The 24393-nt window shown below is 64.7% G+C and carries 28 protein-coding genes; 7 read left to right on the top strand and 21 right to left on the bottom strand.

Translation table 11 applies throughout. The features are described from left to right. Positions 1-14 precede the first annotated feature (14 nt). The 6 genes from P9217_RS12115 to P9217_RS30420 all read right to left on the bottom strand — a co-directional run bounded on the left by P9217_RS12115 (position 15) and on the right by P9217_RS30420 (position 4356). Entirely contained in the window at positions 15-794 is a 780-nt protein-coding gene (locus P9217_RS12115) for a succinate dehydrogenase iron-sulfur subunit (protein WP_127214597.1), read from the bottom strand. Continuing rightward, positions 794-1228, bottom strand: a complete 435-nt coding sequence (locus tag P9217_RS12110) for a DUF3052 domain-containing protein (protein ID WP_278085931.1) — start codon at positions 1226-1228, stop codon at positions 794-796. The genes P9217_RS12115 and P9217_RS12110 overlap by 1 nt, the downstream gene beginning before the upstream one ends. Position 1229: 1 nt before the next feature. Further along, positions 1230-3065, bottom strand: coding sequence for a succinate dehydrogenase flavoprotein subunit (gene sdhA / locus P9217_RS12105; RefSeq protein WP_278085932.1), 1836 nt, complete (start codon positions 3063-3065; stop codon positions 1230-1232). 4 nt (positions 3066-3069) lie between these two features. After that, complete coding sequence (sdhD, locus tag P9217_RS12100; RefSeq protein WP_278085933.1) at positions 3070-3465, bottom strand: succinate dehydrogenase, hydrophobic membrane anchor protein; 396 nt, start codon at positions 3463-3465, stop codon at positions 3070-3072. Continuing rightward, positions 3465-3887, bottom strand: a complete 423-nt coding sequence (gene sdhC, locus P9217_RS12095) for a succinate dehydrogenase, cytochrome b556 subunit (RefSeq protein WP_067322933.1) — start codon at positions 3885-3887, stop codon at positions 3465-3467. The genes sdhD and sdhC overlap by 1 nt, the downstream gene beginning before the upstream one ends. Before the next feature lie 223 nt (positions 3888-4110). Then, positions 4111-4356, bottom strand: coding sequence for a hypothetical protein (locus tag P9217_RS30420; RefSeq protein WP_336618886.1), 246 nt, complete (start codon positions 4354-4356; stop codon positions 4111-4113). Between the two features lie 465 nt (positions 4357-4821). Between P9217_RS30420 and P9217_RS12085 the strand changes: the two genes are divergently transcribed. Next, entirely contained in the window at positions 4822-5175 is a 354-nt protein-coding gene (locus tag P9217_RS12085) for a hypothetical protein (RefSeq protein WP_095799639.1), read from the top strand. On the opposite strand, the gene P9217_RS12080 is transcribed toward P9217_RS12085, so the two are convergent. Continuing rightward, complete coding sequence (locus tag P9217_RS12080) at positions 5159-6358, bottom strand: GGDEF domain-containing protein (protein WP_278085934.1); 1200 nt, start codon at positions 6356-6358, stop codon at positions 5159-5161. The two genes, P9217_RS12085 and P9217_RS12080, sit on opposite strands and share 17 nt — an antisense overlap. Before the next feature lie 115 nt (positions 6359-6473). Next, on the bottom strand, positions 6474-7667 hold the full coding sequence (locus P9217_RS12075; protein WP_127247335.1) for a GGDEF domain-containing protein: 1194 nt from the start codon (positions 7665-7667) through the stop codon (positions 6474-6476). Between the two features lie 126 nt (positions 7668-7793). Between P9217_RS12075 and P9217_RS12070 the strand changes: the two genes are divergently transcribed. Next, positions 7794-8108, top strand: coding sequence for a hypothetical protein (locus P9217_RS12070; RefSeq protein ID WP_066991843.1), 315 nt, complete (start codon positions 7794-7796; stop codon positions 8106-8108). Between the two features lie 60 nt (positions 8109-8168). On the opposite strand, the gene leuC is transcribed toward P9217_RS12070, so the two are convergent. The 6 genes from leuC to rplS form a co-directional block, all read right to left on the bottom strand. Next, positions 8169-9578: a 3-isopropylmalate dehydratase large subunit gene (leuC, locus tag P9217_RS12065; RefSeq protein WP_278085935.1), complete on the bottom strand. Its 1410-nt coding sequence runs from the start codon at positions 9576-9578 to the stop codon at positions 8169-8171. 280 nt (positions 9579-9858) lie between these two features. Next, a complete protein-coding gene (locus tag P9217_RS12060; protein ID WP_127214587.1) occupies positions 9859-10494 on the bottom strand; it encodes a class I SAM-dependent methyltransferase in 636 nt (211 codons plus the stop codon). Positions 10495-10551: 57 nt separating this feature from the next. Next, positions 10552-11364, bottom strand: coding sequence for an amino acid ABC transporter permease (locus P9217_RS12055; RefSeq protein ID WP_095799636.1), 813 nt, complete (start codon positions 11362-11364; stop codon positions 10552-10554). A gap of 257 nt (positions 11365-11621) precedes the next feature. Continuing rightward, positions 11622-12419: a transporter substrate-binding domain-containing protein gene (locus P9217_RS12050; protein WP_067323722.1), complete on the bottom strand. Its 798-nt coding sequence runs from the start codon at positions 12417-12419 to the stop codon at positions 11622-11624. A gap of 61 nt (positions 12420-12480) precedes the next feature. Continuing rightward, the gene (locus P9217_RS30415) at positions 12481-12759 is read right to left on the bottom strand and encodes a hypothetical protein (RefSeq protein WP_336618887.1); all 279 of its coding nucleotides are present in this window, start codon (positions 12757-12759) and stop codon (positions 12481-12483) included. 162 nt (positions 12760-12921) lie between these two features. Next, a complete protein-coding gene (rplS, locus tag P9217_RS12040) occupies positions 12922-13440 on the bottom strand; it encodes a 50S ribosomal protein L19 (protein WP_040974610.1) in 519 nt (172 codons plus the stop codon). Positions 13441-13762: 322 nt separating this feature from the next. Between rplS and P9217_RS12035 the strand changes: the two genes are divergently transcribed. After that, positions 13763-14515, top strand: a complete 753-nt coding sequence (locus P9217_RS12035) for a sulfite exporter TauE/SafE family protein (protein ID WP_278085936.1) — start codon at positions 13763-13765, stop codon at positions 14513-14515. Here the strand turns inward: P9217_RS12035 and trmD are convergent. After that, positions 14497-15198 carry a tRNA (guanosine(37)-N1)-methyltransferase TrmD gene (trmD, locus tag P9217_RS12030; protein WP_067323716.1) on the bottom strand — a complete coding sequence of 234 codons (702 nt, stop codon included), beginning with the start codon at positions 15196-15198 and terminating at the stop codon, positions 14497-14499. The two genes, P9217_RS12035 and trmD, sit on opposite strands and share 19 nt — an antisense overlap. Further along, positions 15195-15791 carry a ribosome maturation factor RimM gene (rimM, locus tag P9217_RS12025; RefSeq protein WP_066991935.1) on the bottom strand — a complete coding sequence of 199 codons (597 nt, stop codon included), beginning with the start codon at positions 15789-15791 and terminating at the stop codon, positions 15195-15197. Before rimM ends, trmD begins: the two co-directional genes overlap by 4 nt. A 98-nt stretch (positions 15792-15889) precedes the next feature. Between rimM and P9217_RS12020 the strand changes: the two genes are divergently transcribed. Then, positions 15890-16828: a tyrosine recombinase XerC gene (locus tag P9217_RS12020; RefSeq protein WP_278085937.1), complete on the top strand. Its 939-nt coding sequence runs from the start codon at positions 15890-15892 to the stop codon at positions 16826-16828. 186 nt (positions 16829-17014) lie between these two features. Here P9217_RS12020 and P9217_RS12015 read toward each other — a convergent pair whose 3' ends face one another. Continuing rightward, positions 17015-17620 (bottom strand): DUF1236 domain-containing protein, encoded by a 606-nt coding sequence (locus P9217_RS12015; protein ID WP_066991818.1) that lies wholly within the window; start codon positions 17618-17620, stop codon positions 17015-17017. A 64-nt stretch (positions 17621-17684) separates the two neighbouring features. Continuing rightward, positions 17685-18779 (bottom strand): putative zinc-binding metallopeptidase, encoded by a 1095-nt coding sequence (locus P9217_RS12010; RefSeq protein ID WP_278085938.1) that lies wholly within the window; start codon positions 18777-18779, stop codon positions 17685-17687. Between P9217_RS12010 and P9217_RS12005 the strand changes: the two genes are divergently transcribed. Together P9217_RS12005 and P9217_RS12000 are read left to right on the top strand one after the other, a co-directional pair. Further along, a complete protein-coding gene (locus P9217_RS12005) occupies positions 18756-19184 on the top strand; it encodes a hypothetical protein (protein ID WP_278085939.1) in 429 nt (142 codons plus the stop codon). The two genes, P9217_RS12010 and P9217_RS12005, sit on opposite strands and share 24 nt — an antisense overlap. A gap of 63 nt (positions 19185-19247) precedes the next feature. Next, positions 19248-20045 carry a lytic transglycosylase domain-containing protein gene (locus tag P9217_RS12000; RefSeq protein ID WP_066991813.1) on the top strand — a complete coding sequence of 266 codons (798 nt, stop codon included), beginning with the start codon at positions 19248-19250 and terminating at the stop codon, positions 20043-20045. A 558-nt stretch (positions 20046-20603) separates the two neighbouring features. Here the strand turns inward: P9217_RS12000 and P9217_RS11995 are convergent. Continuing rightward, positions 20604-21827, bottom strand: a complete 1224-nt coding sequence (locus P9217_RS11995; RefSeq protein ID WP_278085940.1) for an argininosuccinate synthase — start codon at positions 21825-21827, stop codon at positions 20604-20606. A gap of 191 nt (positions 21828-22018) precedes the next feature. Here P9217_RS11995 and P9217_RS11990 point away from each other — a divergent pair, with 191 nt between their 5' ends. Beyond that, complete coding sequence (locus P9217_RS11990) at positions 22019-22660, top strand: LysE family translocator (RefSeq protein ID WP_127403551.1); 642 nt, start codon at positions 22019-22021, stop codon at positions 22658-22660. Positions 22661-22674: 14 nt separating this feature from the next. On the opposite strand, the gene P9217_RS11985 is transcribed toward P9217_RS11990, so the two are convergent. After that, complete coding sequence (locus tag P9217_RS11985) at positions 22675-23136, bottom strand: hypothetical protein (RefSeq protein ID WP_127403552.1); 462 nt, start codon at positions 23134-23136, stop codon at positions 22675-22677. Continuing rightward, on the bottom strand, positions 23133-24368 hold the full coding sequence (gene rlmN / locus P9217_RS11980) for a 23S rRNA (adenine(2503)-C(2))-methyltransferase RlmN (protein ID WP_278085941.1): 1236 nt from the start codon (positions 24366-24368) through the stop codon (positions 23133-23135). Before rlmN ends, P9217_RS11985 begins: the two co-directional genes overlap by 4 nt. Between the last annotated feature and the right edge of the window lie 25 nt (positions 24369-24393).

Below are 24393 nucleotides of genomic sequence, written 5' to 3'. Positions count from 1 at the left end.
TGAGCCGCTAAACTCTAGACGCGCCGCTCCACCATCATCTTCTTGATCTCCGCGATCGCCTTCGCCGGATTGAGCCCCTTCGGGCAAGTTTGCGCGCAGTTCATGATGGTGTGACAGCGATAGAGCCGGAACGGATCCTCGAGATTGTCGAGCCGCTCGCCGGTCGCCTCATCGCGGGAATCGATCAGCCAGCGATAGGCCTGCAGCAGCGTTGCCGGGCCGAGATAGCGCTCGCCGTTCCACCAGTAGCTTGGGCACGAGGTCGAGCAGCAGGCGCACAGGATGCACTCATAGAGCCCATCGAGCTTCTCGCGGTCTTCATGGCTTTGCAGCCATTCCTTGGCGGGCGTCGGCGAGACCGTCTTCAGCCATGGCTCGATCGAGGCATGCTGGGCATAGAAGTTGGTGAGGTCGGGCACGAGGTCCTTGATCACCGGCATATGCGGCAGCGGATAGATCTTCACCGCGCCGGAAATGTCGTCGGCGCCCTTGGTGCAGGCGAGCGTGTTCGAGCCGTCGATGTTCATGGCGCAGGACCCGCAAATGCCTTCGCGGCAGGAGCGGCGCAGCGTCAGCGTCGGGTCGATCTTGTTCTTGATCCACAGCAGCGCGTCGAGCACCATCGGGCCGCAATCGTCCATGTCGACGAAATAAGTGTCCATGCGCGGATTCTCGTCGTCGTCCGGCGACCAGCGGTAGATGCGGTATTCGCGCAGATTGGTGGCGCCCTCCGGCTTCGGCCAGGTCTTGCCCTGCTGGACTTTCGAATTCTTGGGTAGCGTGAGTTCGACCATTACCTGCGGTCCTTTCGGATGACGAGCTTCAGCCCGGACCAGATATCGTTGACGGCCGCGACCTTGACGTCGACAAGGTCGCGCTTGAGCGCCTCGGCGCGGATGACGTCCTCGGTGACGTCGGTCGGCACGTTCGAAGCCTTCTTCGGCCAGGAGACCCAGACCATGCCGTCGCGCTTGATCGCCGTCTCGATGCCGGCCAGGCCGTCCTCGATCTCGGCGCGCTGCCGGGTGAACGCGTGCACGGCATCGTATTTCCGGTTGCCCGAGATCGCCGACCAGTTGGGCACTCGGTCGACCCCGGCAAACGCGACGGCCCCAGCCAACTCGTCGAGCTCCGGCGGCAGCGCGATGAAGGCGGCGACCATGCCGTCCTTCAGGCCGAGCTTGGCCGCAAGGGGCGTGCCGGAATATCCCGCGGCCGCCAATGCCATGTCAGTAGACCCTGGCCTTTGGCGCGATCTTGGCCAGGCTGATGCCGCCGTCCTTTTCCGCCAGCAGCGGGTCGGTGTGCACCGGGCGGTAGGAAAGCGTCACCTTGCCGTCCTCGCCGACGTGGGCCAGCGTGTGCTTGCGCCAGTTGGCGTCGTCGCGCGCCGAGAAATCCTCTCGCGCATGCGCGCCGCGGCTCTCCTTGCGCGCCTCGGCGCCGTAGACCGTGGCGATGGCATTGATCATCAGGTTTTCGAGCTCCAGCGTCTCGACCAGGTCCGAGTTCCAGATCATCGAGCGGTCGAAGACCTTGACGTCCTTGAGCTCGCTCCAGATTTGAGAAACGCGCTTGCAGCCATTTTCCAGCGATTCCTGCGTGCGGAACACCGCCGCGTCTTCCTGCATCGCCCGCTGCATCTTTTCGCGCAGCGCCGCGGTCGGGGTCGAGCCGCTGGCGTGGCGCAGCTTGTCGAAGCGATCCATGATCTTGTCGACCGATTCCTGATTGGGCGACGCAATCGCCGACTTGCGATCGATCACCTGGCCGGCGCGGATTGCGGCCGCGCGGCCGAACACGACCAGATCGATCAGCGAGTTGGAGCCGAGCCGGTTGGCGCCATGCACGGAGGCGCAGCCGGCTTCGCCCACCGCCATCAGGCCGGGCGACACGCGGTCGGGGTTGTCGAAGCTCGGGTTGAGCGCCTCGCCCCAATAATTGGTCGGCACGCCGCCCATATTGTAGTGGACCGTCGGCAGCACCGGGATCGGCTCCTTGGTCAGGTCGACGCCGGCGAAGATCTTGGCCGATTCCGAGATGCCCGGCAGCCGCTCGTGCAGCACCGCCGGATCGAGATGGTCGAGATGCAGGAAGATGTGGTCCTTGTTCTTGCCGACGCCGCGGCCCTCGCGGATCTCCAGCGTCATGCAGCGCGAGACCACGTCGCGCGAGGCGAGGTCCTTGGCCGACGGCGCGTAGCGCTCCATGAAGCGCTCACCCTCGGAATTGACGAGATAGCCGCCCTCGCCGCGCGCGCCTTCGGTGATCAGGCAGCCGGCGCCGTAGATGCCGGTCGGATGGAACTGCACGAACTCCATGTCCTGCAGCGGCAGCCCGGCCCGCGCGGCCATGCCGCCGCCGTCGCCGGTGCAGGTATGCGCCGAGGTGGCGGAGAAATAGGCGCGGCCATAGCCGCCGGTCGCCAGCACCACCATCTTTGCCGAGAAGCGGTGGATGGTGCCGTCGTCGAGGTTCCACGCCACCACGCCGGTGCATGTGCCGCCCGGCTCCATGATCAGGTCGAGCGCGAAATACTCGATGAAGAACTGCGCGTTGTTCTTCAGCGACTGGCCGTAGAGCGTATGCAGGATGGCGTGCCCGGTGCGGTCGGCGGCGGCGCAGGTGCGCTGAACCGGCGGGCCGTCGCCATAATTCATCATGTGGCCGCCGAACGGCCGCTGATAGATCTTGCCCTCTTCGGTGCGCGAGAATGGCACGCCGTAATGCTCGAGCTCATAGACGGCGGCCGGCGCCTCGCGCACCATGTATTCCATGGCGTCGACGTCGCCCAGCCAGTCTGAGCCCTTGACGGTGTCGTACATGTGCCATTGCCAGGAATCGGGGCCCATGTTGGAGAGCGAGGCGGCGATGCCGCCTTGCGCCGCGACCGTGTGCGAGCGCGTCGGGAACACCTTGGTGATGCAGGCGGTGCGCAGCCCCTGCTCGGCCATGCCGAGCGTGGCGCGCAACCCGGCGCCGCCGGCGCCGACGATCACCACATCGAATTTGTGATCGACAAAGGTGTAGGCCGAAGCCGTGCTGGCTGTGTTTGCGTTGGCCAAGACGTCAGCCTCCGAATGCGAGTTTGAGCAGAGCGAAGAGTGAGGCGACGCCGACTGCTATTGAGAAGAATGTGTTGACGGCGATCAGCGCCAGCTTCATGCCCTCGCCATGCACATAGTCCTCGATGATGACCTGCATGCCGATCCGCATGTGGTAGAGCGCGGAAATCAGCACCAACGACAGCACCAGCGCCACGAAGGGGTTCGCGAGCGACGCCCGCACTTCAGCATAGCCGTGGCCGTTGAGGGCGATCAGGAAGCCGACGAAGAACAGGATGAGCGGGATATTGGCCACCGCCGTCAGCCGCTGGCGCCAGAAATGGCCGGTACCCTCACGGGCCGAACCAAGGCCGCGAACCCTCCCGAGCGGCGTGCGCATGTCCGAATTCTTTGCGGTCATCAGAGTGCCCCCCGCGCCATGTAGCCCGCGATCCAGATCAGCAGCGTCAGCACGATCGAGCCGGCGAGCGTTGCCCATGCGATCCTCGAGGCGGTGTGTTTTTCGAGCCCGGCGCCGGTGTCCCAGACGAGATGGCGCAACCCGCCCAGCATGTGGTGCATCAGCGCCCAGGTGTAGCCGAACAGGACCAGTCGGCCGAGCCAGGAGCCGAAGGCCCAGTTGACCCAGTCGAACGCAGCCTGCGAACTCGACGCAGCGATCAACCAGGCCGCCACCAGGAGCGTACCGAAATAGAGCGCGCCGCCGGTGATGCGATGGATGATCGACATCGTCATCGTGATCGGGGGCCTGTAAATCGTCAGGTGCGGCGAAAGCGGCCGTTCACGTCTGGCAATTGCGCGGGTGGCTGGTGATTTGCTCATGGCTCCCCCAGATCGGCGTTCCTGAGCCGCGAAGGATGCGGCTTTTGCCGCCACGACATAGGGCCTCGGATAGCGGGTTTCTAATGCGCTTTTTGCACCGCGTCAAAGCCGGAAAATCGTTTTGGAAACGTCATTTAGTCTGACAAAACGGGGAAATTCAGCTTCAATCGATTAGCGGCCGATCTGCAGCCGGCGCAACGTCGCTGCAGTGCAATAAGATCCGTTATCTTTTGCAGCTCTGCGGCGTGGACCCCTTTTTCATCACCAGCGCCTCGCGACCGTCGATCACGATTGCGTCATGCGTCGCCGCTTCCTGGTAGCGGCTGGTCTGGTTGGCGGGCGACGCTGGAAACACTTCGGCCGAGCCATCCGGCCCGAGCACGCGCAGCGAAGAGCCGAGATTTTGGATGGTGATCATGCCGCCATCGCCGCATCTGTAGGTGGCCGTTCCGACGCCGGCTCGCGGCATGGTCAAGTCGGTGGTGATTTTGGTTGCGGGTGGCGAAGCTGTTGCCGATGTCTTGGGCGCTGCGGCAGCTCCGGCCCCGGGAGCGACGGGTTGGCTGGTTGGAACGGGCGAGACTGTTGGCGATAAAGTATTCGCCGCCTTCGGCACGCCGTCCTGCGGCATACAGGCCGCAGCCGCAAGAAGCAGCGGAACAACGAGCGACACCCAAATCGCACGGCCAAACATCATGTGCTGCCCCTTTCGTGCGCGGCACGCTAGCCACGCAATGCGCCAAGATCAAGCTCGCCTGGGCCGGGGCGGGGCGATGGACGGAGTGGAGCCAAGGCGCCGAAATTAACCATGTTCATTAAGTTCCCCTCCTGAAGCCTGTCTGCCCCTTAACAAAGGTTAAGAAAGGGTTAATTTCCGATTCGCACGACGTTTGCAGGGCGATCCCGAGGGTCGCACCGTCCAAGGGAGAGCGACATGCGTTCGAATTCAGTGCGGGCAGGCCTGGCGGTCGCGACGCTGGCTGCACTTGCCACCGCCGTTGCTGTGCCGGCCGAAGCCGGCCTGCGCCATCATGACCGCGTCTATGCCGATTCCTTCGGCAATCTCGTCATCGACAGCGCCGCCGGCTACAAGCGCATCATCGTCGGCGAGGGCCGGCACGCCAAGCAGCTCTCGAACTTCACCGGCGCCGGCCAGCCAGATGTCATCTACGATTCCGACGCTGCCGGCGCCCCGGGCTGCTACCAGCCGCCGGTCTTCATCAAGGGCCGTTCCTATATGTACGGCCTCTCCGACGGCGAGATGCCCAACCTCAGCCCCTGCCGCTGACCGCCGGGAACTGCCGGCGCGCGGTCCCGAGCGAGACGCGCACGCAGTCGCGGCCGGCATTCTTGGCCGCGTAAAGCGCTTCGTCGGCGCGCCGCAGCAGATCTGGAAAATCCTCATCCGTGGCAAGCTCGGCGACGCCGAAGCTCGCGCTGCAGCGATGATCGGCGGGCAGGCCTTCGATCGGCAGCCCGCCAAACGCGCTGCGCGCGCCTTCCGCGAACAATCGCGCGGCAGCAAGGTTGGTACCGGGCAGGATGATGGCGAATTCCTCGCCGCCGATGCGGCCGGCGACGTGATGCTCGGCCGCCGCCTCGCGCAGCAGGCCTGCGAAGGTCTCGATGACACGATCGCCGCAGACATGCCCGTAGCTGTCGTTGATCCTCTTGAAGTGATCGAGGTCGGCAATGACCAGCGCCACCGGTACGCCCCGGCGCACCGCATCGCGCAACGCCAACTCGGCATGGCGTTCGAAACCGCCGCGGTTGAGGAGCCGCGACAGCGTGTCCGTCTCCGATTTCGACATCGCCTCGGCCAGCACGTCGCGCACCAGGATGGCGAGCGCGAGCAGCGCCAGCGCCAGACCGAACACGGTGCCAAGCGACTGCGACACCAGTGCATAACCCGTCTGCACATAGGATTGCGGATTGGCGCCCCAGCCGCCCAGCGCGCCGGCGATGAAAGGCTTTGATGCGAACTGCAGGGCGCTTGCCGCGAGCACGAGCATCAGGAGGTGATCGAGCCGCTCGAGCCGCTGCCTGGAGGACAGCACGATGCCAAGCGCGGTGCACTGCATGGCCGCATAAGGAAGCTGATAGGCCAACATGCGGGTGAGCGAGTATCGCGGCAGGTCCTGCACCAGATAGACGGCGGCCGAGGCCACGGCCAGGAAGACCAGCATCGGCGCCCAGGGCGGCGTCACGCCATATTTGTGGGCAAGCCCGCCGTTGAAAGCGATGGTTGCGCCGAGGAAGACAGCGAAGGCCATGACGACCGGCAGCCGGGCATCGGCAAAAGCGGGGATACTGAACTCGATGGCAAAATAGGCCATGCCGAGCAAATAGCCGAAAGCCAGCCAGCGCGCCGACACACGCCCGACGTCGTGGACGGCGATCGCCGCGAAGGCCGCGGCCAACAGCCCGGCGACGAGCAGATTGATCACCAGGATGAAATCAGCGCTGCCCATGTTCCCTTCGAAGCCCCCCGGGCAGAAAACCATCGACGGGCGAAAAACACGTTAACGTCCGTCGCCTTCGGGCAGTGATGTTGGCTGTTGTCAGGTGCTCTGGAGCCTGCGATTTTCAGCCGACGCTCACCGCTTCGGGCACGAAGGCGGTTTCGGGGCGCTCGTAGGAAAGGCGGACGCTGTCGCGGCCATTCCTCTTGGCCTTGTAAAGCGCCTCGTCGGCGCGCCGCATCAGCGGCGCCAGCCCTTCCGCGCCGCTGCGGGCGGCGACGCCGAAGCTCGCTGTCACCCTGGTGCCGAGCGGCAGGCCGTCGACGGCCCCGGCCGAATAGAAGGTGCGGATCGCTTCGGCGAACAGGCGCGCCGCGGCGAGATCGCTAAGCGGCAGGAGCACGGCGAACTCCTCGCCGCCGATGCGGCCCGCTGCGCCGCGCGCGCCGGTGGCAAAGCGCAGCTTGGCAGCGAAATCGGCAATCACTCGGTCGCCTGCCTCATGTCCGTGCTGGTCATTGAGCGCCTTGAAGTGATCGAGGTCGGCAAGCACCAACGCGACGGGAAACCCGGCCTTGGCGCATTGATCGAGCAGAAGTGCTGCCCGGTCCTCGAAGCCGCGCCGGTTGAGAAGGCCGGACAACGGGTCGGTGTGCGTCTCGGCCTTCAGTGCCTTCAGCACATCGAGGGCGGCCGCCGTGAACAGGCAGAGCGCGATCAGAAGCGACAAAAGCGCGTGCGAGAGCAGCGCCGTCGTCCAGTAGGACGAGCCGTAGAAGCCGTCATAGCTTGGGAACGGTCCATGCGCGATGACGACGATCAGGGTACGGGCGGTGAAGTTCAGCGCGGAAAGCAGGGCCAGCGCGACCAGGATTTTCTCAGGGCCATTGTTGCGCACTGTCCTGAGCTCGGCGGCGACGAGCAGGCTCAGGCCGCCGAAGCCGAAATTCATGCTGAGCACGCGCCAGGTAAGATCCGGCTCGACGAACATGAACCATGCGAAGGCGGCGAGCCCGCCGCCGGCCATGAGGCCGATGCCGAAATAGGGCACGCGCCGGCCGTAGCGGGCGATGATCGCGCCGGAAAGGCAGCAGGCGGCTATCGTGAAACATATGTTGGAGATCAGCTTGGTCGCCACGATGCCGAGCGGCAGCGTGAAATATTGCAGCAGGAAACCCGACGCCGACAGGCAGTAGCTCGCCGCCAGCACCGCCAGATACGGACGATGGCGCTGATAGAACCACAGCACGAGGAACGCAGCGCCGAGCGCCAGCGCTATCGTCGGATTGAGCAGCGCTATGAGCAGACCGGTGTCCAACGGACCGTGACTTCCCCAAGTTACCCAGGGGGAGATGCTAGTCCGGAAGCACAAACAAGCGGTTAAGCGACGGCACGGAACAGCTCCGGGAGGCCGGCGTTCTCAACACAAAACAGGAGAACGCCTATGGCCGGTACAATCACCCTGACCGAGCACGATGCGATCCGTTCCTGGGCGGCGGCGCGCGCCGGATTTCCGGCCATTGTCGACATTTCGCCCGAGGCCGGCACGCAACCCATGCTGCGCCTGGTTTTTGGCCAGAACGCCTATGAGGACGACGACCGCCCGGAGCGGCCTCCCAACGCCGGTGGCTACGAGCTGGTCGAATGGGACGAGTGGTTCAAGATTTTCGACGAGCAGCAACTGGCGCTGATCGTCGCTGCCGACGAGCCTGGCCGACGTGAGGAGTTCCACGAGATTATCCGGCTCGGCGACCGCTGAGCGACAAAAGGCCCGGAACGCGGTGCGCTCCGGGCCTTTGATCGCCTCCGCGGCAGGCCGTCACTTCCAGTCGCGGATATCGACGAAATGGCCGGCGATTGCCGCCGCCGCCGCCATGGCCGGCGAGACAAGATGGGTGCGGCCCTTAAAACCCTGCCGGCCCTCGAAATTGCGGTTCGAAGTCGAGGCGCAGCGCTCATGCGGCTTCAGCCGGTCGTCGTTCATCGCCAGGCACATCGAGCAGCCGGGCTCGCGCCAGTCGAAGCCCGCGGCGACGAAGATCTTGTCGAGCCCTTCGGCTTCGGCTTGCTCCTTCACCAGGCCGGAGCCCGGCACGATCATGGCGTTCACGCGCGGATTGACCTTTTTGCCCTCGACCACCTTGGCGGCGGCGCGCAGGTCCTCGATGCGGCCATTGGTGCAGGACCCGATGAAGACGCGGTCGAGCGCGATGTCGGTGATCTTGGTTCCGGGCGTCAGCCCCATATAGTCGAGCGCGCGGAGCTTCGAGGAACGCTTGTTCTCGTCGGCGATGTCGGCCGGATTCGGCACGAAACCCTGCACCGAGACGACATCCTCGGGCGAGGAGCCCCAGGAGACGATCGGCGGCAGTTTTTGCGCATCGAGCACGACCACCTTGTCGAAATGCGCACCTTCGTCGGAATGCAGCGTCTTCCAGTAGGCAAGCGCGGCGTCCCAGGCGGCACCCTTCGGCGCGCGCGGCTTGTCCTTCACATAGGCGAAGGTGGTCTCGTCCGGCGCGATCAGGCCGGCGCGCGCACCGCCTTCGATCGACATGTTGCAGATCGTCATGCGGCCTTCCATCGACAGCGAGCGGATCGCCTCGCCGGCATATTCGATGACGTAGCCGGTGCCGCCGGCGGTGCCGATCTCGCCGATGATGGCGAGGATGATGTCCTTGGCGGTGACGCCTTCCGGAAGCTGGCCGTCAACGCGCACCAGCATGTTCTTGGCCTTGCGCTGGATCAAAGTTTGCGTCGCCAGCACATGCTCGACCTCCGAAGTGCCGATGCCGTGCGCCAGCGCGCCGAACGCGCCATGCGTGGAGGTGTGGCTGTCGCCGCAGACGATGGTCATGCCGGGCAGCGTGAAGCCTTGCTCCGGCCCGATGATGTGGACGATGCCCTGGCGGACGTCGTTCTCCGAATAATATTCGATGCCGAAATCCTTGGCATTCTTGGCCAGCGCCTCGACCTGGATGCGGCTTTCCTCGTTCTTGATGCCGAACTTGCGCTCGGGCGAGGTCGGCACGTTGTGGTCGACCACGGCGAGCGTCTTCTCAGGATGGCGAACGTCTCGGCCGCTCATGCGCAGGCCTTCGAAGGCCTGCGGGCTGGTGACCTCATGGACGAGGTGGCGGTCGATATAGAGCAGGCAGGTTCCGTCGTCCTGGCGGTCGACGACATGGTCGTCGAAGATCTTGTCGTAGAGGGTGCGCGGTGCGCTCATGTGCGTAAATCCGTCGATATGAGAATGGCAAAAGCTGTCGCCGGGGCTTCCGACCGGCGAAGCGATCGGATAAGTCGCCTCAGCTAAGTCGGCTGGTGAGCGCGCCGCAGACGCGCGCGGCAAATCGCGACGGCAGGCGCTTCCTGTCCTGCAGCACGAAACCCTTATAGGCCGGATCGCCGAAAAGCTCTTCCATGGCGCTGCTCATATCAACGTTTTGGCTTTTCGGCAATTGCGGTAGCTTTGCCTTCTCCCCTTGTGGGAGAAGGGGAAGCCGCGCTCACAGCACCTCGAATACGAAAGTCTTCACCAGCGCGTCCGGGTCGCCGATCGCATAGCAGCGAAACCACGGACTTTCCTCGGCCAGCCGCCATTTCCTTGCCTGCCTGAGATCGTCGAACACCGCCTGGAAGCCACCGCTCTCAAAAACCTGGTCGCGCACTGTGAAGATGGCGTGGCCGCCGCTCTTCGTGATGCGCACGAGTTCGTGCAGGCCCTCGGCCGGCGCGTGGCCGATGGTGAAGACGCCGGTCGAGAAGAAGGCGCGGAAATGACTGTCGGGCCAGGGCAGCGGACCGCCGAGCATCGCCTTCTTCAGCTCGCCATAGGCATTGCGGCTGCCTGCGATCTTCAGCATGTCGTCTGAAAGGTCGAGACCGCAGATGTCGCCATAGCCCAGCGCTTTCAATGACGGCCCGGACAGGCCGGTGCCGCAGCCGGCGTCGAGCAGCGGGCCTTCGCCCGCCGGCACATGCCGCGCCACCCAGGCGGTGATAAGGAAGGGCAGCAGATAGCCGAGCGAGGCGGTCTCGCCGTCATAGGTCGCCGCCCATTCGGCATAGGCCTTGGCGAGCGCCTCCGGCGTCTCGGCCGAATAGACGGAATCCAGCGCCGCATTGGCCTTGTCGAAATTCATGGGTCAGCTCCTGGACGTTACTAACCCAGGAAGCGTAGCGCGCTCTTGGCCCGGGGGCTATTGCTCATGCTGCCGTCGCAGCCGTTTCTCGAGCGCCCGCAGCGCCAGCGACAGGCCGACCGTCAAGATCAGATAGATATAGGCGACGATCGAATAGGTCTCGAAGAAGCGGAACGAGCCGGCGGCATAGACCTTGCCGATCTGCGTGATGTCGGCAACGCCCAGCACCGAGACCAGCGAGGAGTCCTTGACCATGGCGACGAAATCGTTGCCGAGCGGCGGCAGGATGGTGCGGATCGCCTGCGGAAAGACAATCAGCCGGAAGCGCTGCACGCGCGTCAGCCCGAGCGCCTTTGCCGCCTCGATCTGACCCTTCTCGACCGACAGGATGCCGGCCCGGAACACTTCCGAGATGAAGGCCGAATAGCCGATGGTCAGAGCCATGATGGCGCGCCACAGAAGCGAGATGTCGCGCACCAGGAGCTCGCCGATCCAGCCGGCGCTCTGCAGCGGCGCCGTCAGCGCGTTCCACGCCGCGACGAATGCCGGCGCCCCGGCAAAAGCGATCCAGAACAGCAGCACCAGGATCGGCACGCCGCGGATGATCTCGACATAGAAGCGCGCGATCTGGCGCAGCCATTGCGACCCCGACAAGGCCATCAGCGCGATGCCGAGTCCAAGCGCCGAGGCCAGCGCGAAGCCGACCACGGTGACGAAGACGGTGATGCCGATGCCCTTGGCGACGGTGGCGAAGACCTCAGCGTAAAGGTCGCTGGCGGCGATGGCCAGCGCCGCGGCGAGCGCCAGGACGGCCGCTGCGGCCAGCCACCAGGGGAATTCGGATTTGGCGGTGGACGTCGTGGCGGTCATCAGGATGTGCCGCCGGTGTAACGACCCAGAAAGGATGGCGCCCAGGTACCCCGCTCTGGCCTGCAGGCCATCTCCCCCTCAAGGCGGGAGATCAGATGGTCGATCGGCTTTCGCAAACCATCGATGCAGAATGTGCGGAGGCGCTGAAACTGCCAATCTCCCACCCTGAGGGGGAGATGCCCGGCAGGGCAGAGGGGGGTGCTCATGCGCCAAGTCAGCGCGATTTCCTGCACAGGCACTGCCGTCAACAACGTGGGCTACTGCCCCATCTTGTAGTCGAGGAACCACTTCTTGTTCAGCGCATCGAGCGTGCCATCGGCCTTGAGCGCGGCGATCGCGGCGTTGACCGGCTTCACCAGGTCGGAGCCCTTGGGGAAGATGAAGCCGAAATCCTCACTGCCGAGCGGCCCGCCGATCAGCTTCAGCTTGCCCTCGGAGGCGTCGACATAGCCCTTGCCGGCGGTGCCGTCCGTCAGCACCACGTCGACATCGCCGGACTTCAGCGCCTGCACGCTGGCGCCGAAGGTCTCGAACAATTTTATGCGCGGGTTCTGCTCATTGCCGTCGAGCACGCTGTAGACGGCGGTGTAGAAGGGCGTCGTGCCGGCTTGCGCGCCGATCAGCCCGTCCTTGAAGGCGGCAAAGCTCTTGGCGTCGGTGAAGCGGCTCTCGTCGCCGCGCACCAGCATGAACTGTTCCGATCGCATGTAAGGGTCCGAGAAGTCGACCTTCGCCTTGCGCTCGTCCTTGATGGTGATGCCGGTCATGCCGATATTGTACTGGTTGTCGGAAACGGCCTGGATCATCGCGTCCCAGGAGGTGTTCTGGTACTCGACCTTGAAATGCAGCCGCTTGGCGATCTCATCCATCGCGTCATATTCCCAGCCGATCTGCTTGCCGGTCTTCTTGTCGATGAACTGCAGCGGCGGGTAAGCGTTTTCGGTCACCACCACGACCTTTCTGCCGCCGAGATCGGGCAGCGTGTCGGCGAGCGCCGCAGCGGGCGCGAGAAGGCAGGCCAGCAGGCCGGCCAGCAGCAGTTTCGACTTGATCATGACGAACTCCCGACTTGATTGGCGGCGCTACGCTCGCCCCAAGAGAAAACCGGCGCCGACTTTAGCTTTCCGCAAGCGCCTTGCAAGCCGATCCGCTGCACCGATGAGCGCCAAAGCGGATTCCCATGCTCTGATCGGCACGCTTCCCGAACCCAGCCTGCGACGGACCATCCGCGCAATCCGCAACCGCTTCGCGCAACCCGGCGACCAGCCGGGTCAGCGTGCCATGCAGGGCTTTCAGCTCGGCGCGTTCCGGCGGCATGCTGCAGGCAAGCGCCGCTTGCACATCCTTCATGTTCGACCGCAGCGCCTGGCCGTTGGCTGTCGGCTCGACCAGCACCCTGCACTCGTCGGCGGCATCGCGGCGGCCCCTACGAGCGAGGGATCCAGGGTCTCCGCGACGGAGTTGCGCCCGTGCCGCGCCCTGCGATGACGACGTTGCCTACCGCCAAACGAAAAAGGCGACCGAAGCCGCCTTTCCAAAACGATCTGCGGAAGCGCCTTATTCGGCCGACGCGGACTCGGCAGCCTTCTTCTCGGCGGCGTCCTGCGCGGCTTTCTCCGCAGCCAGAGCCTCGGCGGCGGCGACCTTCTCGGCCTCGATGCGGGCGCGTTCGGCGTTCAGCGCATCACGCTCTTCATCGTTCAGCTTGCGGGCGCGCACGCCGGTGTTTTCCGAAATGCGGGCCGACTTGCCGCGACGGTCGCGCAGGTAATAGAGCTTGGCGCGGCGCACCTTGCCACGGCGCACGATCTCGACGCCTTCGACCATCGGCGAGTAGACCGGGAACACGCGCTCCACGCCTTCGCCGTAGGAAATCTTGCGGACGGTGAAATTCTCCTGGAAGCCGGAGCCGGAACGGGCGATGACGACGCCCTCATAGGCCTGGACGCGGGTGCGGCTGCCTTCGGTGACGCGCACCTGGACGCGCACGGTGTCGCCAGGCTGGAATTCGGGCAGCTTGCGCTTGGCTTCGATCTTGGCGGCCTGCTCGGCCTCGAGCTGACGGATGAGATCCATCTCAAATATCCACTTCTTGTTCTTCCGACAGCCAGAGCGTCCTCGACTTGCCTTGCAGTTCCAATGACCGCTCGGCTATGTCCTTTGCCCAGACATTCAAATCGGGGGCATCGGACAGGGACGGCTACACCGCCATTTGTTGACGGGTCCGGAAGATCGTTCTTCCGGTTCGGGCGGCGACATACAGCTATTTCGGCGCTTTGTCACGCCTTTGACGCCTAATTTTTGAAAACTATGGCCCCATCATATTGCCGCCGTGCCGGGTTGCGCGCGCCATGCAAGCTTTCTAAGTCGGAGAAAGCTATTTCCCAGGCCTCCCTCGATGACATTCTTCGATGCCGTCCTGCTCTTCTTCGCGGGCTTTGTCTCGGGCGCGGTGAACGCCGTCGCCGGCGGCGGCACTTTCGTCACCTTCGGTGCCATGACGCTGGTCGGCCTGCCGCCGATCGTTGCCAACGCAACGTCCTCGGTGACACAGTTTCCGGGCTACATCACCTCGACGCTCGCCTATCTCGACGACATCAGGCATTTCTGGCGCCAGGCGCTTGTGCTCTGCGTGATATCGGGCTTTGGCGCGCTGGCCGGTTCGCTCATTCTGCTGGCGCTCTCCAACACGTCCTTCCGCGCGCTTGTGCCCTGGCTGCTGATCGCCGCGACCGCCCTGTTCGCGGCCGGTCCGTGGCTGAAGCCGGCGGCCGGACCGGAGCACCAGGCCTCGGTCGGCTCGCTCGCCGGGTCGCTGGCGCAGTTCCTGACCTCGGTCTATGGCGGCTTCTTCGGCGCCGGCATGGGCGTGATGATGCTTGCCACCCTCGGCCTGACGCAGGCCGGCGACTACCACAAGCTGAACGCGTTGAAGAACATGCTAGCGGTGGTCATCGCGGCAATCGCCATCCTGGTTTTCGTTTCGGGCGGCGTCGTCGCCTGGCCGCAGGCGATCGTCATGATCCCCGGCGGGGCGCTGGGCGGCTATGCCGGGGTGTGGATCGCCAGGCGCGTGCCGCAAGGTGTCGTGCGCGGCTTCGTCGTCGCCGTCGGCCTGTTTCTGGCCTTTTATTACTTTACCAAGGGCTGAGCACCGGCCAGCAGATCGGGCCGGCGCTCCCGCGTCAGCTTCTCAGCCTCGGCGCGACGCCACGCGGCGATCTTCCTGTGATTCCCGGAGGTCAGCACTTCGGGGATTTGCCTGCCCTCGAACTCCTGCGGCCGCGTGTAATGCGGATGCTCGAGCAGGCCGTTCTCAAAGCTTTCTTCCTCGCCCGAGACGGCGTTGCCCATCACCCCCGGCAGCAGCCGCACCACCGCATCGAGCAACACAAGTGCGGCCGGCTCGCCGCCCGACAGGATGAAATCGCCGATCGAGACTTCCTCCAGACCGCGCGCCTCGATCAGCCGCTGGTCGACGCCCTCGAAGCGGCCGCACAGGATGACGGCACCGGGCCCGGCGGCGAGCCCGCGCACCCTGGCCTGCGTCAGCGGCTTTCCACGCGGGCTCATCAGCAGCCTTGGACGTTCATCGCCCTGCGGCGAAACGTGGTCGATCGCCCTGGCCAGCACGTCGGCGCGCATCACCATGCCGGCGCCGCCGCCGGCCGGCGTATCGTCGACGGTGCGATGCCGGTCAGTGGCGAAATCGCGGATCTGGATCGCTTCCAGCGACCAGGTGCCGGCTTCCAGCGCCCGGCCGGCGAGCGAAAGCCCAAGCGCACCCGGAAACATCTCCGGATAGAGCGTCAGCACCGAGGCGGCAAAGCTCACCGGTTGCCCCCGGCGTCCTTCGGTCCGCGCGGCCGGCCCTTCGGGTCGAAACCGGGCCGCCCGGCGGCTTCGCTATCCTCGTCCTCGACCAGCCCCGCCGCCAGGGGATCGACCTGAACGAAGCCGTCGGCGATCGACACATGCGGCACCGCGGCTTGCGTGAACGGGATCAGCACGCCCTTGCGGCCCGCGAGCGTGACGTCGAGTATGTCGCCGCCGCCGAAATTATGCACGGCGACGACCCTGCCGATGACGCCGGTATCGTCCCTCACCTCAAGGCCGATGAGGTCGGCATGGTAGAACTCGTCCTCCTCGCCGTCGTCCGGCAGCACCGAACGGTCGACGAACAGCTCCGTGCCGGCAAGCGCCTCGGCCGTGTTGCGGTCGCTGACGCCCTTGAAGCGCACCACCACGACCGTGCCGGCCGGCCGGATGTCGAGGATCTGGAAGGCTCGGCCATCCTTGGCATGCAGCGGCCCGTAGTCGGCCAGCGCCAGCGGATCGCCGGTGAAGGTTTTCACCCGCAACTCGCCCTTGATGCCGTGCGCGGCGCCGATCACGGCCATCTGTACAGGGTTCTCGAGCTTCGACATCGGCATCACTTCCTTTGCCCTGCTCTAACCCTCTGAAGCCGCCATTTCAATGATCGGCTCTTCACCGCTTCCTAACCTGACTGCCCGAAAATGCCCGCATGCAGGAATTCCTCATCCCGGCAAAACCCGACCTCCAGGCGGCGCGCGAGAGCTGGCTCAAGATGCTCGCGCGCGAGCGCCGGCTGTCGCCCGAAACGGTCGAAGCCTATGAGCGCGACACGCGCCAGTTCCTGCATTTCCTGACCGGGCATCGCGGCGGCCCGCCCGGCATCTCCGATATCGCCGACCTGCGGCCGGCCGACCTGCGCGGCTTCCTCGCCGCGCGCCGCAACGGCGGCGCCGGCGCCCGCACGCTCGGCCGCGGCCTGGCCGGCATCCGTTCGCTGCTGCGCTTTCTCGAAAAGCGCGGCCTCGTCAACGCGGCGGGTGCGGCCGCCCTGCGCGCGCCGCGCCAGCCGAAATCGCTACCGAAACCACTGACGGCGAGCGATGCCAAGCAGGTCGTGACTGTCGAGGGCCAACTGGCGGAGGAACCCTGGATCGCCGCCCGCAACGCCGCCGTGCTGACGCTGCTCTACGGCTCCGGCCTGCGCATCTCGGAAGCGCTGGGCTTAGCCGGGGCCGATCTCGCCACCGAGGCTGACACGGTCCTGCGCATCACCGGCAAGGGCGGCAAGACAAGGCTGGTGCCGGTGCTGCCGGTGGCGCTCAGGGCGGTCGCCGAATACCGGCGGCTGTGTCCCTTCCACATCGATCCGAAAGAGCTGCTGTTCCGCGGCACTCGCGGCGGCCCGCTCAATCCGGCCATCGTCCAGCGCGAGATGGCCAAGCTACGCTCGGCTCTCAACCTGCCGGACACCGCGACGCCGCATGCCTTGCGCCATTCCTTCGCCACGCATCTGCTCGGCCGTGGCGGCGACCTGCGCACCATCCAGGAACTGCTCGGCCATGCCAGCCTGTCGACCACCCAGATCTATACCGGCGTCGACACGGCAAGGCTGCTCGACATTTACGACCGGGCGCATCCAAGGGCGTGAAGCGTTTGACGGAGCCACCCCGCTTCCTCGTGCCAAGACGGAGCAACGAGCGGAGTGAACCCTGAAATCGAGGCTGCAGGTCGAAATCGGCGGCTGTCGAGCAGCTGCAGGTAGCCTGACCCAACCTTGACATTCTTCGAAAGGCGGCCGCCCGTTTCCCGGCGGCCGCCTTTCGAATACCCTGGATCAGCGCATCACATAGACGATGCGCCGCGTGCCCGGATCAACCAGCGCCGGCTGGTTGTTCACATAGACATAGCGGTAGTTGTAATCCGGGATCTCGCGCAGCTCGACCGTGTCGGGCAGCACCGCGCCGGTCACCACTTCGCCCTCGAGATAGACCGGTTCGACCCGGTGCGTGGTGACATAGGTGCCGACCTCGGCCGGCGGCCTGGCGATCGGCTCGATGGCATCGTCGCCGGAAACGATGGCGCCGGTGTAGGTGTCAGTGGTGTAGATATCATCGGTCGGCGGAGCCACGACGGCAATGCCGGCATCGGCCGGCCGGCGCGTCACCACAACACGGCTGCCGCCGAATTCGGCTGTCACATAGTCGGAATAAACCCAACCTTTGCCGCCGGCTTCGGCGATGGTGCACCATTTACTGCCTTCGATGCAGCCTCTGAGCGTCGCCGACTGGCCGGCAGCCAGCACGCCGATAACGGGATATTGCGGGCCAGGGCCGGCGCGGACATTCAGATCCGTCACTGCCGAGACGGGCGTGTCGGCAAGCGCCGCGCCCGACATGGCAAGCAGCGCACCGGCAAGTGCCGGAAACAATAGACTTTTCATGATTTCTCTCCGTTCTCAACGCTCCCTCGGGCTCGAAAACGAACCAGAACCTTATGCGTTCCGGCTAAAGTGCCGTCGCCTGCTCACGAATTGTTCCATTTGTTGTGGGCAAGTCGGTCAAAAGCTGGTGAACGAAGGCCAGTTTTTGCGCCGTCATCTCCGAAATGACGAAGGGATAAAGGTCGGGCAGACCCATGCAGCGGTTGATCGAATTGGAGGCCTCCGACAGCACCAGCCAGCGGGCGAGGATCCTTTCGAACGGTTCCGGCGCCGGATCGGGTTCGGCGGGCTCCCGCAGCGGATCTCCCCCTGTATCGCCAGGCGGCAGGTCGTTGGCTTCCACTGTCTCCAGCCGGCCGAGCGGAAAATTCAGCGCATGCACCATCTCCAGCGTGTCCGTGATGTGCAGGTGGTGCGCCCAGGTCTCGGCCCAGTCTTCCCAGGGGTGGGATGCCGCATAGGCCGAGATGTGGCGCTGCTCCCAGTCCGGCGGCGCGCCCTTGGCGTAGTGGGCCTTCAGCGCTTGCTCGTAGTCAACCCGCTCGTCGCCGAACAGAGCGCGAAAGCTCGAAAGTCGCTCGGGATCGTCGCGGATCAGCCGGTCCCAGTAATAATGGCCGAGCTCGTGGCGGAAGTGACCGAGCAAGGTGCGGTAGTTCTCGCCCATTTCGACGCGCCGCCGCTCGCGCTCGGCGGAATCGGCCTCGGCGACGTTGAGGGTGATCCTGCCGTTGTCGTGGCCGGTCAGGATGCGCTCGCCGCCTGGTCCGCCGCCGATCGGATCGGCGAGGAAGTCGAAAGCGAGCCCGGCCTCGTCCTGCGGTCCGGCCTTGGGCGCCACCGGGAAGCCGAAGGCAAGCAGCGAATAGACGGCGCGTTTCTTGGCCGCCTCGACGCGGATCCAGCGCCGGCGGTTGCCCTCCACCGAAAGGTCGGGGATCAATTGGTTGAGCGCGCAAGCGCGGCAGAAAATCCTGCCCGGCTCGGCCCGCCAGTTGCAGGCGCACTCGTCGGCATTTCCGCATGGAACGGCGTCGCCGCCGCAAAGCACGAAACACGCCCGCTCCGGATCGTAAAGCACCAGGCTTGAACAGTTCAGGCATTGCGCGTTCTCGAAATAGAGACGGTGGCCGCAATGAGGGCAGTCGAACAGCTTCATCGGTCATCGAACCGCGAGAAAAAGGTCAACGAAGTTGGGCAACGCCCAAACGCCCGTCGCCGGCCGTCGTTCCGTTTCTATTTCGTCGCGAGCAGGGCGACGCCCCGCCTGGCCACGCTTTCGCCTGACAATGTCGCGCCGCAACAAAGCCTGGGTGAGCGGTCCGGCGACATGCTCGCCGGCGAAGAAGATCTTCTCCGCCACCGCCTGCATCAGTGTGGCGCGCGCTTCGGAACAGCCGGGATGGGCAGCCGCATAGCCGAGCCTGCGCCAATGATCACAATATCGACGTCTTCCCTCAAGACACGCCACAATAAATCCTTGCGCCATAATTTATGCTTGATCGTGGGCAAATTCCCCGGCATTCGCCAGCTTCAAGCGCCGCGCAGCCCGCGCGGGCGGTGACAACCGGGCGCTTCACTGGCAGATTTGCAGCCGGGACGTGATTCAGGCAACCAGGAGAACGATATGGCATTTTTTGCCAAGGGAAGGATTTTCATGGCCGCCGTTGTGGCGGCTTTCGGGCTGGCGACAGGCGCGCAGGCCGCGGCCAGCTGCGGCAAGAACGGCGCCGGCTTCGACGCATGGAAACAGCAATTTGCCGCGGAAGCACAAGCCGAGGGCGTGGGCCAGAGGGGTCTGTCCGCGTTGGCCGGCGCGACTTACGCGACAAGGACGATCGCTGCCGACCGCGCGATCCACAAGGCTTTCAGCGGCTCGGTGGAAGCGTTCATGCAGCGTCGTGGCGGGGCCGCGATTATTTCCAAGGGCCGTGCGTTGAAGAAGCAGAACGCGGCGATGTTCGACAGGATCGAACAGACTTACGGCGTGCCGCCGGGCGTCCTGCTTGCGATCTGGGGCATGGAGACTGGCTTCGGCGCGTCGATGGGCAACCAGAACACGGTCTCCGCCATTCTGACGCTGGCCTATGATTGCCGCCGCCCGGACTATTTCACCCCCCATGCCATCGCCGCCCTGAAGCTGGTCGATCGCGGCGCGCTGACCGCCTCCTCGGTCGGCGCCATGCATGGCGAGATCGGCCATACGCAGTTCCTGCCCGGAAATGTTCTGAAGTATGGCGTCGGCAACGGAAATCTGCGCGACAGGAACACCGCGCTGGCTTCCACCGCCAACTTCCTCAAAGCCCATGGCTGGCAGGCCGGCGCGGGATATGAGGCGAATATGGGCGCCATCGCCGGCTGGAATTCGGCAAGCGTCTACCAGCAGGCCATCGCCCGCATCGCCGAGGCGATCGACGCCAACTGATGCAATATCTCCATTCCAACGAGAAGCCCGGCCTGCGCCGGGCTTTTTGTTACGGAGCAAGGATCAAAACCCAACCACCCGGAACGACCAGGTTCGATCTCATCACCTAACTCTCAATCGTTCGCGTAGCCGCTCAATGGACATTTCCGGGAAACGGGAATCTGGAAGGTACCGGTAGTGCCGTTGCAGGTACGGAATTTGGGGTTCCGCGGCGCTGAAGGAGCCGCCTTCGGCCTGTCCTCGATCACCGTCGGGACTCCGGCAGCTTGCGAGTAGCTGCCGCCTACGGGGCATTTCTCGGAAGCGGCAACCTCGAAGGAGCCGGTGATAACATTTGAGCAGGTACGGAATTTAGAGTTCCGCGGCGCCGTTGTGGCCGCAGCAACCGCCACTGTTGAAACCCCCCGCATCCCGCTAGCGAACTTGATTGGAGCGGCGGAAAGGTCAAACGATAATTTCTCTGAAGTGGTCTGAACTTTTCTTAGATTAGATACGCGAAATAAAACCCGGCGTCTCCGCCGGGTTTTCCCGCTTATCTCAACTTTCGACGTTCGGATATCAGCCTTCGCGGTTCCTTGCCGCCAGCGTCCGCAACCGCAGCGCGTTGAGACGGATGAAGCCGGCGGCGTCCTTCTGGTCGTAAGCGCCGCGGTCGTCCTCGAAGGTGACCAGCGCATCGGAATAGAGCGTCTTCTTCGACCTGCGGCCGGTGACGATGACATTGCCCTTGTAGAGCTTCAGCCGCACCGCGCCTTCGACGTCTTCCTGGCTCTTGTCGATCATTGCCTGCAGCATCACGCGCTCGGGCGAGAACCAGAAGCCGTTGTAGATCAGCTCGGCATAGCGCGGCATGAACTCGTCCTTGAGGTGCGCGGCACCGCGGTCGAGCGTGATCGATTCGATCGCCCGGTGGGCGGCGATCAGGATGGTGCCGCCGGGGGTCTCGTAGACGCCGCGCGACTTCATGCCGACGAAGCGGTTTTCGACAAGGTCGAGACGGCCGATGCCGTTGTCGCGGCCGAGGTCGTTGAGCGCCGCCAGCATGGCAGCCGGCGACAGCTTCTTGCCATTGAGCGCGACCGGATCGCCCTTCAGGAACTCGATCTCGATCTCGGTGACGACGTCCGGCGCGTCCATCGGCGAGACGGTGCGCTGGTGGACGAATTCCGGCGGCTCGCTCCACGGATCCTCGAGCACCTTGCCTTCCGAGGAGGAATGCAAAAGGTTGGCGTCGACCGAGAACGGCGCATCGCCGCGCTTGTCCTTCGGCACCGGGATCTGATGCTGCTCGGCGAAGTTGATGAGATCGGTGCGCGACTTGAACGACCAGTCGCGCCACGGCGCGATGACCTTGATGTCGGGGTTCAGCGCGTAAGCCGACAATTCGAAGCGGACCTGGTCGTTGCCCTTGCCGGTGGCGCCATGGGCGATGGCGTCGGCACCTGTTTCTTTGGCGATCTCGACCAGGTGCTTGGAGATCAGCGGCCGGGCGATCGAAGTGCCGAGCAGATATGTACCCTCATAGACGGCGTTGGCGCGAAACATCGGGAAGACGAAGTCCGAAACGAATTCCTCGCGCACGTCGACGATGCGGATGTCCTTGATGCCCATCATCTCGGCCTTGCGGCGCGCGGGCTCCAGCTCGCCGCCCTGGCCGAGATCGGCGGTGAAGGTGACGACCTCGGCGCCGAGCTCGGTCTGCAGCCACTTCAGGATGATGGAGGTGTCGAGGCCGCCGGAATAGGCGAGCACGACTTTCTTGACGTTCTTGGTCTTGGACATTTTTGGCGGTTCCGCGGGAAAGAGCTTCGCGGGCGAGGTATCACGGCCTTTCCGGGCGGCGCAAGAGACGAAGCTGCGCCTCGCCATGGCACAGGCTGGGCCAGATGTTTGCTCCGGCAGGGGCTGGCGAGGGAAAAAACGCCGCGCTATAGGCAGTGCGATCCAGTCCGAGGCGACCCCCAAGGCGACCCATGTCCTTCATTCCCGACACTTCGACGCTCATCCAGTTCGCCATCGCCACCGTCATCCTGGCGATCACGCCGGGGCCGGACATGACGCTGTTCGTCTCGCGCACGCTGAGCCAGGGCCGCGCCACCGGCTTCGCCTCGATGGCCGGCGCGCTCTGCGGCACGCTGATCCATACCACACTGGTGGTGGTCGGCATCTCGGCGCTGATCGTCGCCTCGCCGATGGCCTTCTTCGCCTTGAAGATCTTCGGCGCCGGCTATCTGGTGTTCCTGGCCTGGCAGGCGATCGCCAAGGGCTCGGCCTTCTCGCCGGAAAAGAGAACCGGACCGCAAGTCTCCTTGTTCCGCAGTTGGGCGGCCGGGCTCGGCGTCAACCTGCTCAACCCGAAGATCATCCTGTTCTTCATGACCTTCCTGCCGCAATTCGTCTCCGCGCACGATCTGAACGCCTCGGCGAAACTGTTCTTCCTCGGCATGATGTTCATCGTGCTGTCGATCCCGGTGACGGCGCCCATGGTGCTGGCGGCGGAAAAGTTCTCGGCGGCGATGAAGGCGAGCCCGCGCGTCACGCGTGTGGTCGACTATCTGTTCGGCGGCGTGTTCTCGGCCTTCGCGCTCAAGATCCTGACGGCACAGGCGAAGTAGAGCCCGCGCCGAGCTCAGGGCTCCGGCAACGGCTCGCGGCGCCAACTGCCGGCAGATCGGCCGGCGGAGAGCCAATAGAAGATGCCGCCGACCATGCCGCTGCCGATCAGCGCGAGCCTGACATTGTTGTCGGCGACATCGAAATCGCCGTCGCCGACGTTGTGCGCGAAGCCGAGGAAGACGACGGCGATGACGGCGCCGCCCAGCGCATAGAACAGCCAGTCGCGGCGGCCGAGCACTTCCGCGATCAGGATGACGATCGCTGCCGGCATGAAGCCGAAATAGGCGACGAACAATGCCAGGAAAGGCACCGAAAAATAGAGCGCGGGCGCGATCGTCTGATGTCCGGGCTCCGGCGCATAGCCGAAATAGCCGAGGAACAGCACGTTGAGAAAGGCGCTCGCCGCCAGCGAGGCGATCACATAGCCGATCAGGATGGCGGCGAAGCGGACGAGATAGGCGATGATACGCCTCACGCCTCGCCGTGCCCCGCGATCATCATCGCTTCAAGCGCCAGCCGGTCGACCTTGCGCATGCGTTCCGATTCCGACTTGAGCTGGCCGCAGGCGGCGAGGATGTCGCGGCCGCGCGGCGTGCGGATCGGCGAGGCGTAGCCGGCATTGTTGATGTAGTCGGCGAACTTCTCGATCGTCTCCCAGTCCGAGCACTGATAGTTGGTGCCGGGCCACGGGTTGAACGGGATCAGGTTGATCTTGGCTGGAATGCCCTTGAGCAGCTTGACCAGCGCCTTGGCGTCCTCGAGGGAATCGTTGACGTCCTTCAGCATCACATATTCGAAGGTGATGCGGCGGGCGTTGGAGAGACCCGGATAGGCGCGGCAGGCAGCGATCAGTTCCTTCAGCGGATACTTCTTGTTGATCGGCACCAGCAGGTCGCGCAGGTCGTCATTGGTGGCATGCAGCGAGATCGCCAGCATAACGCCGATCTCCTCGCCGGTGCGGGCAATCTCCGGCACGACCCCCGAGGTCGACAGCGTGATGCGTCTTTTCGATAGGGAAAGTCCGTCGCCGTCGGAAGCGATCAGCAGCGCCTTCTTCACCGCCTCGAAATTGTAGAGCGGCTCGCCCATGCCCATCATGACGATGTTGGACACCTTGCGGCCCTCGGCCGGCACGATGGCGCCGTCCGGCGTGTCGCGGTCGGGGAAGTCACCGAGGCGGTCGCGCGCGGTGAGCAGCTGCGCCAGGATTTCTTCCGTCGTCAGATTGCGCACCAGCTTCTGCGTGCCGGTGTGGCAGAAAGAGCAGGTCAGCGTGCAGCCGACCTGCGAGGAGATGCAGAGCGTGCCGCGGCCTTCCTCCGGAATATAGACGGTCTCGATCTCGACCGGACGGCCGGCGCCGCGCGGCGGAAAGCGAAACAGCCATTTGCGCGTGCCGTCGGAAGAGATCTGCTCCTCGACGATGTCGGGCCGCGCAACGGTGAAGTGCTTATCGAGCTCGGCGCGCAGATCCTTGGAGATGTTGAACATATGGGCGAAGTCGGAGACCCCGCGCACATACATCCAGTGCCAGAGCTGCTGGGCGCGCATCTTCGCCTGGCGCTCCGGCACGATGCCGGCGTCAACCAGAGCGGCGCCAAGCTCTGCGCGCGTCAGGCCGATCAGCGACGGCTTTTCGGCCGGCGTGGCGCGGGCGCGCAAGGCGTCGCGGGCGCCTTCGGCGGTCAGATCGAATGAAAGGGTCATGGTTGCGCCAATATAAGCGGTTTGC

This window comes from Mesorhizobium sp. WSM4989 (assembly GCF_029625795.1).
Lineage (GTDB): Bacteria > Pseudomonadota > Alphaproteobacteria > Rhizobiales > Rhizobiaceae > Mesorhizobium.
This window is presented reverse-complemented; position numbering and strand designations above follow the sequence as displayed.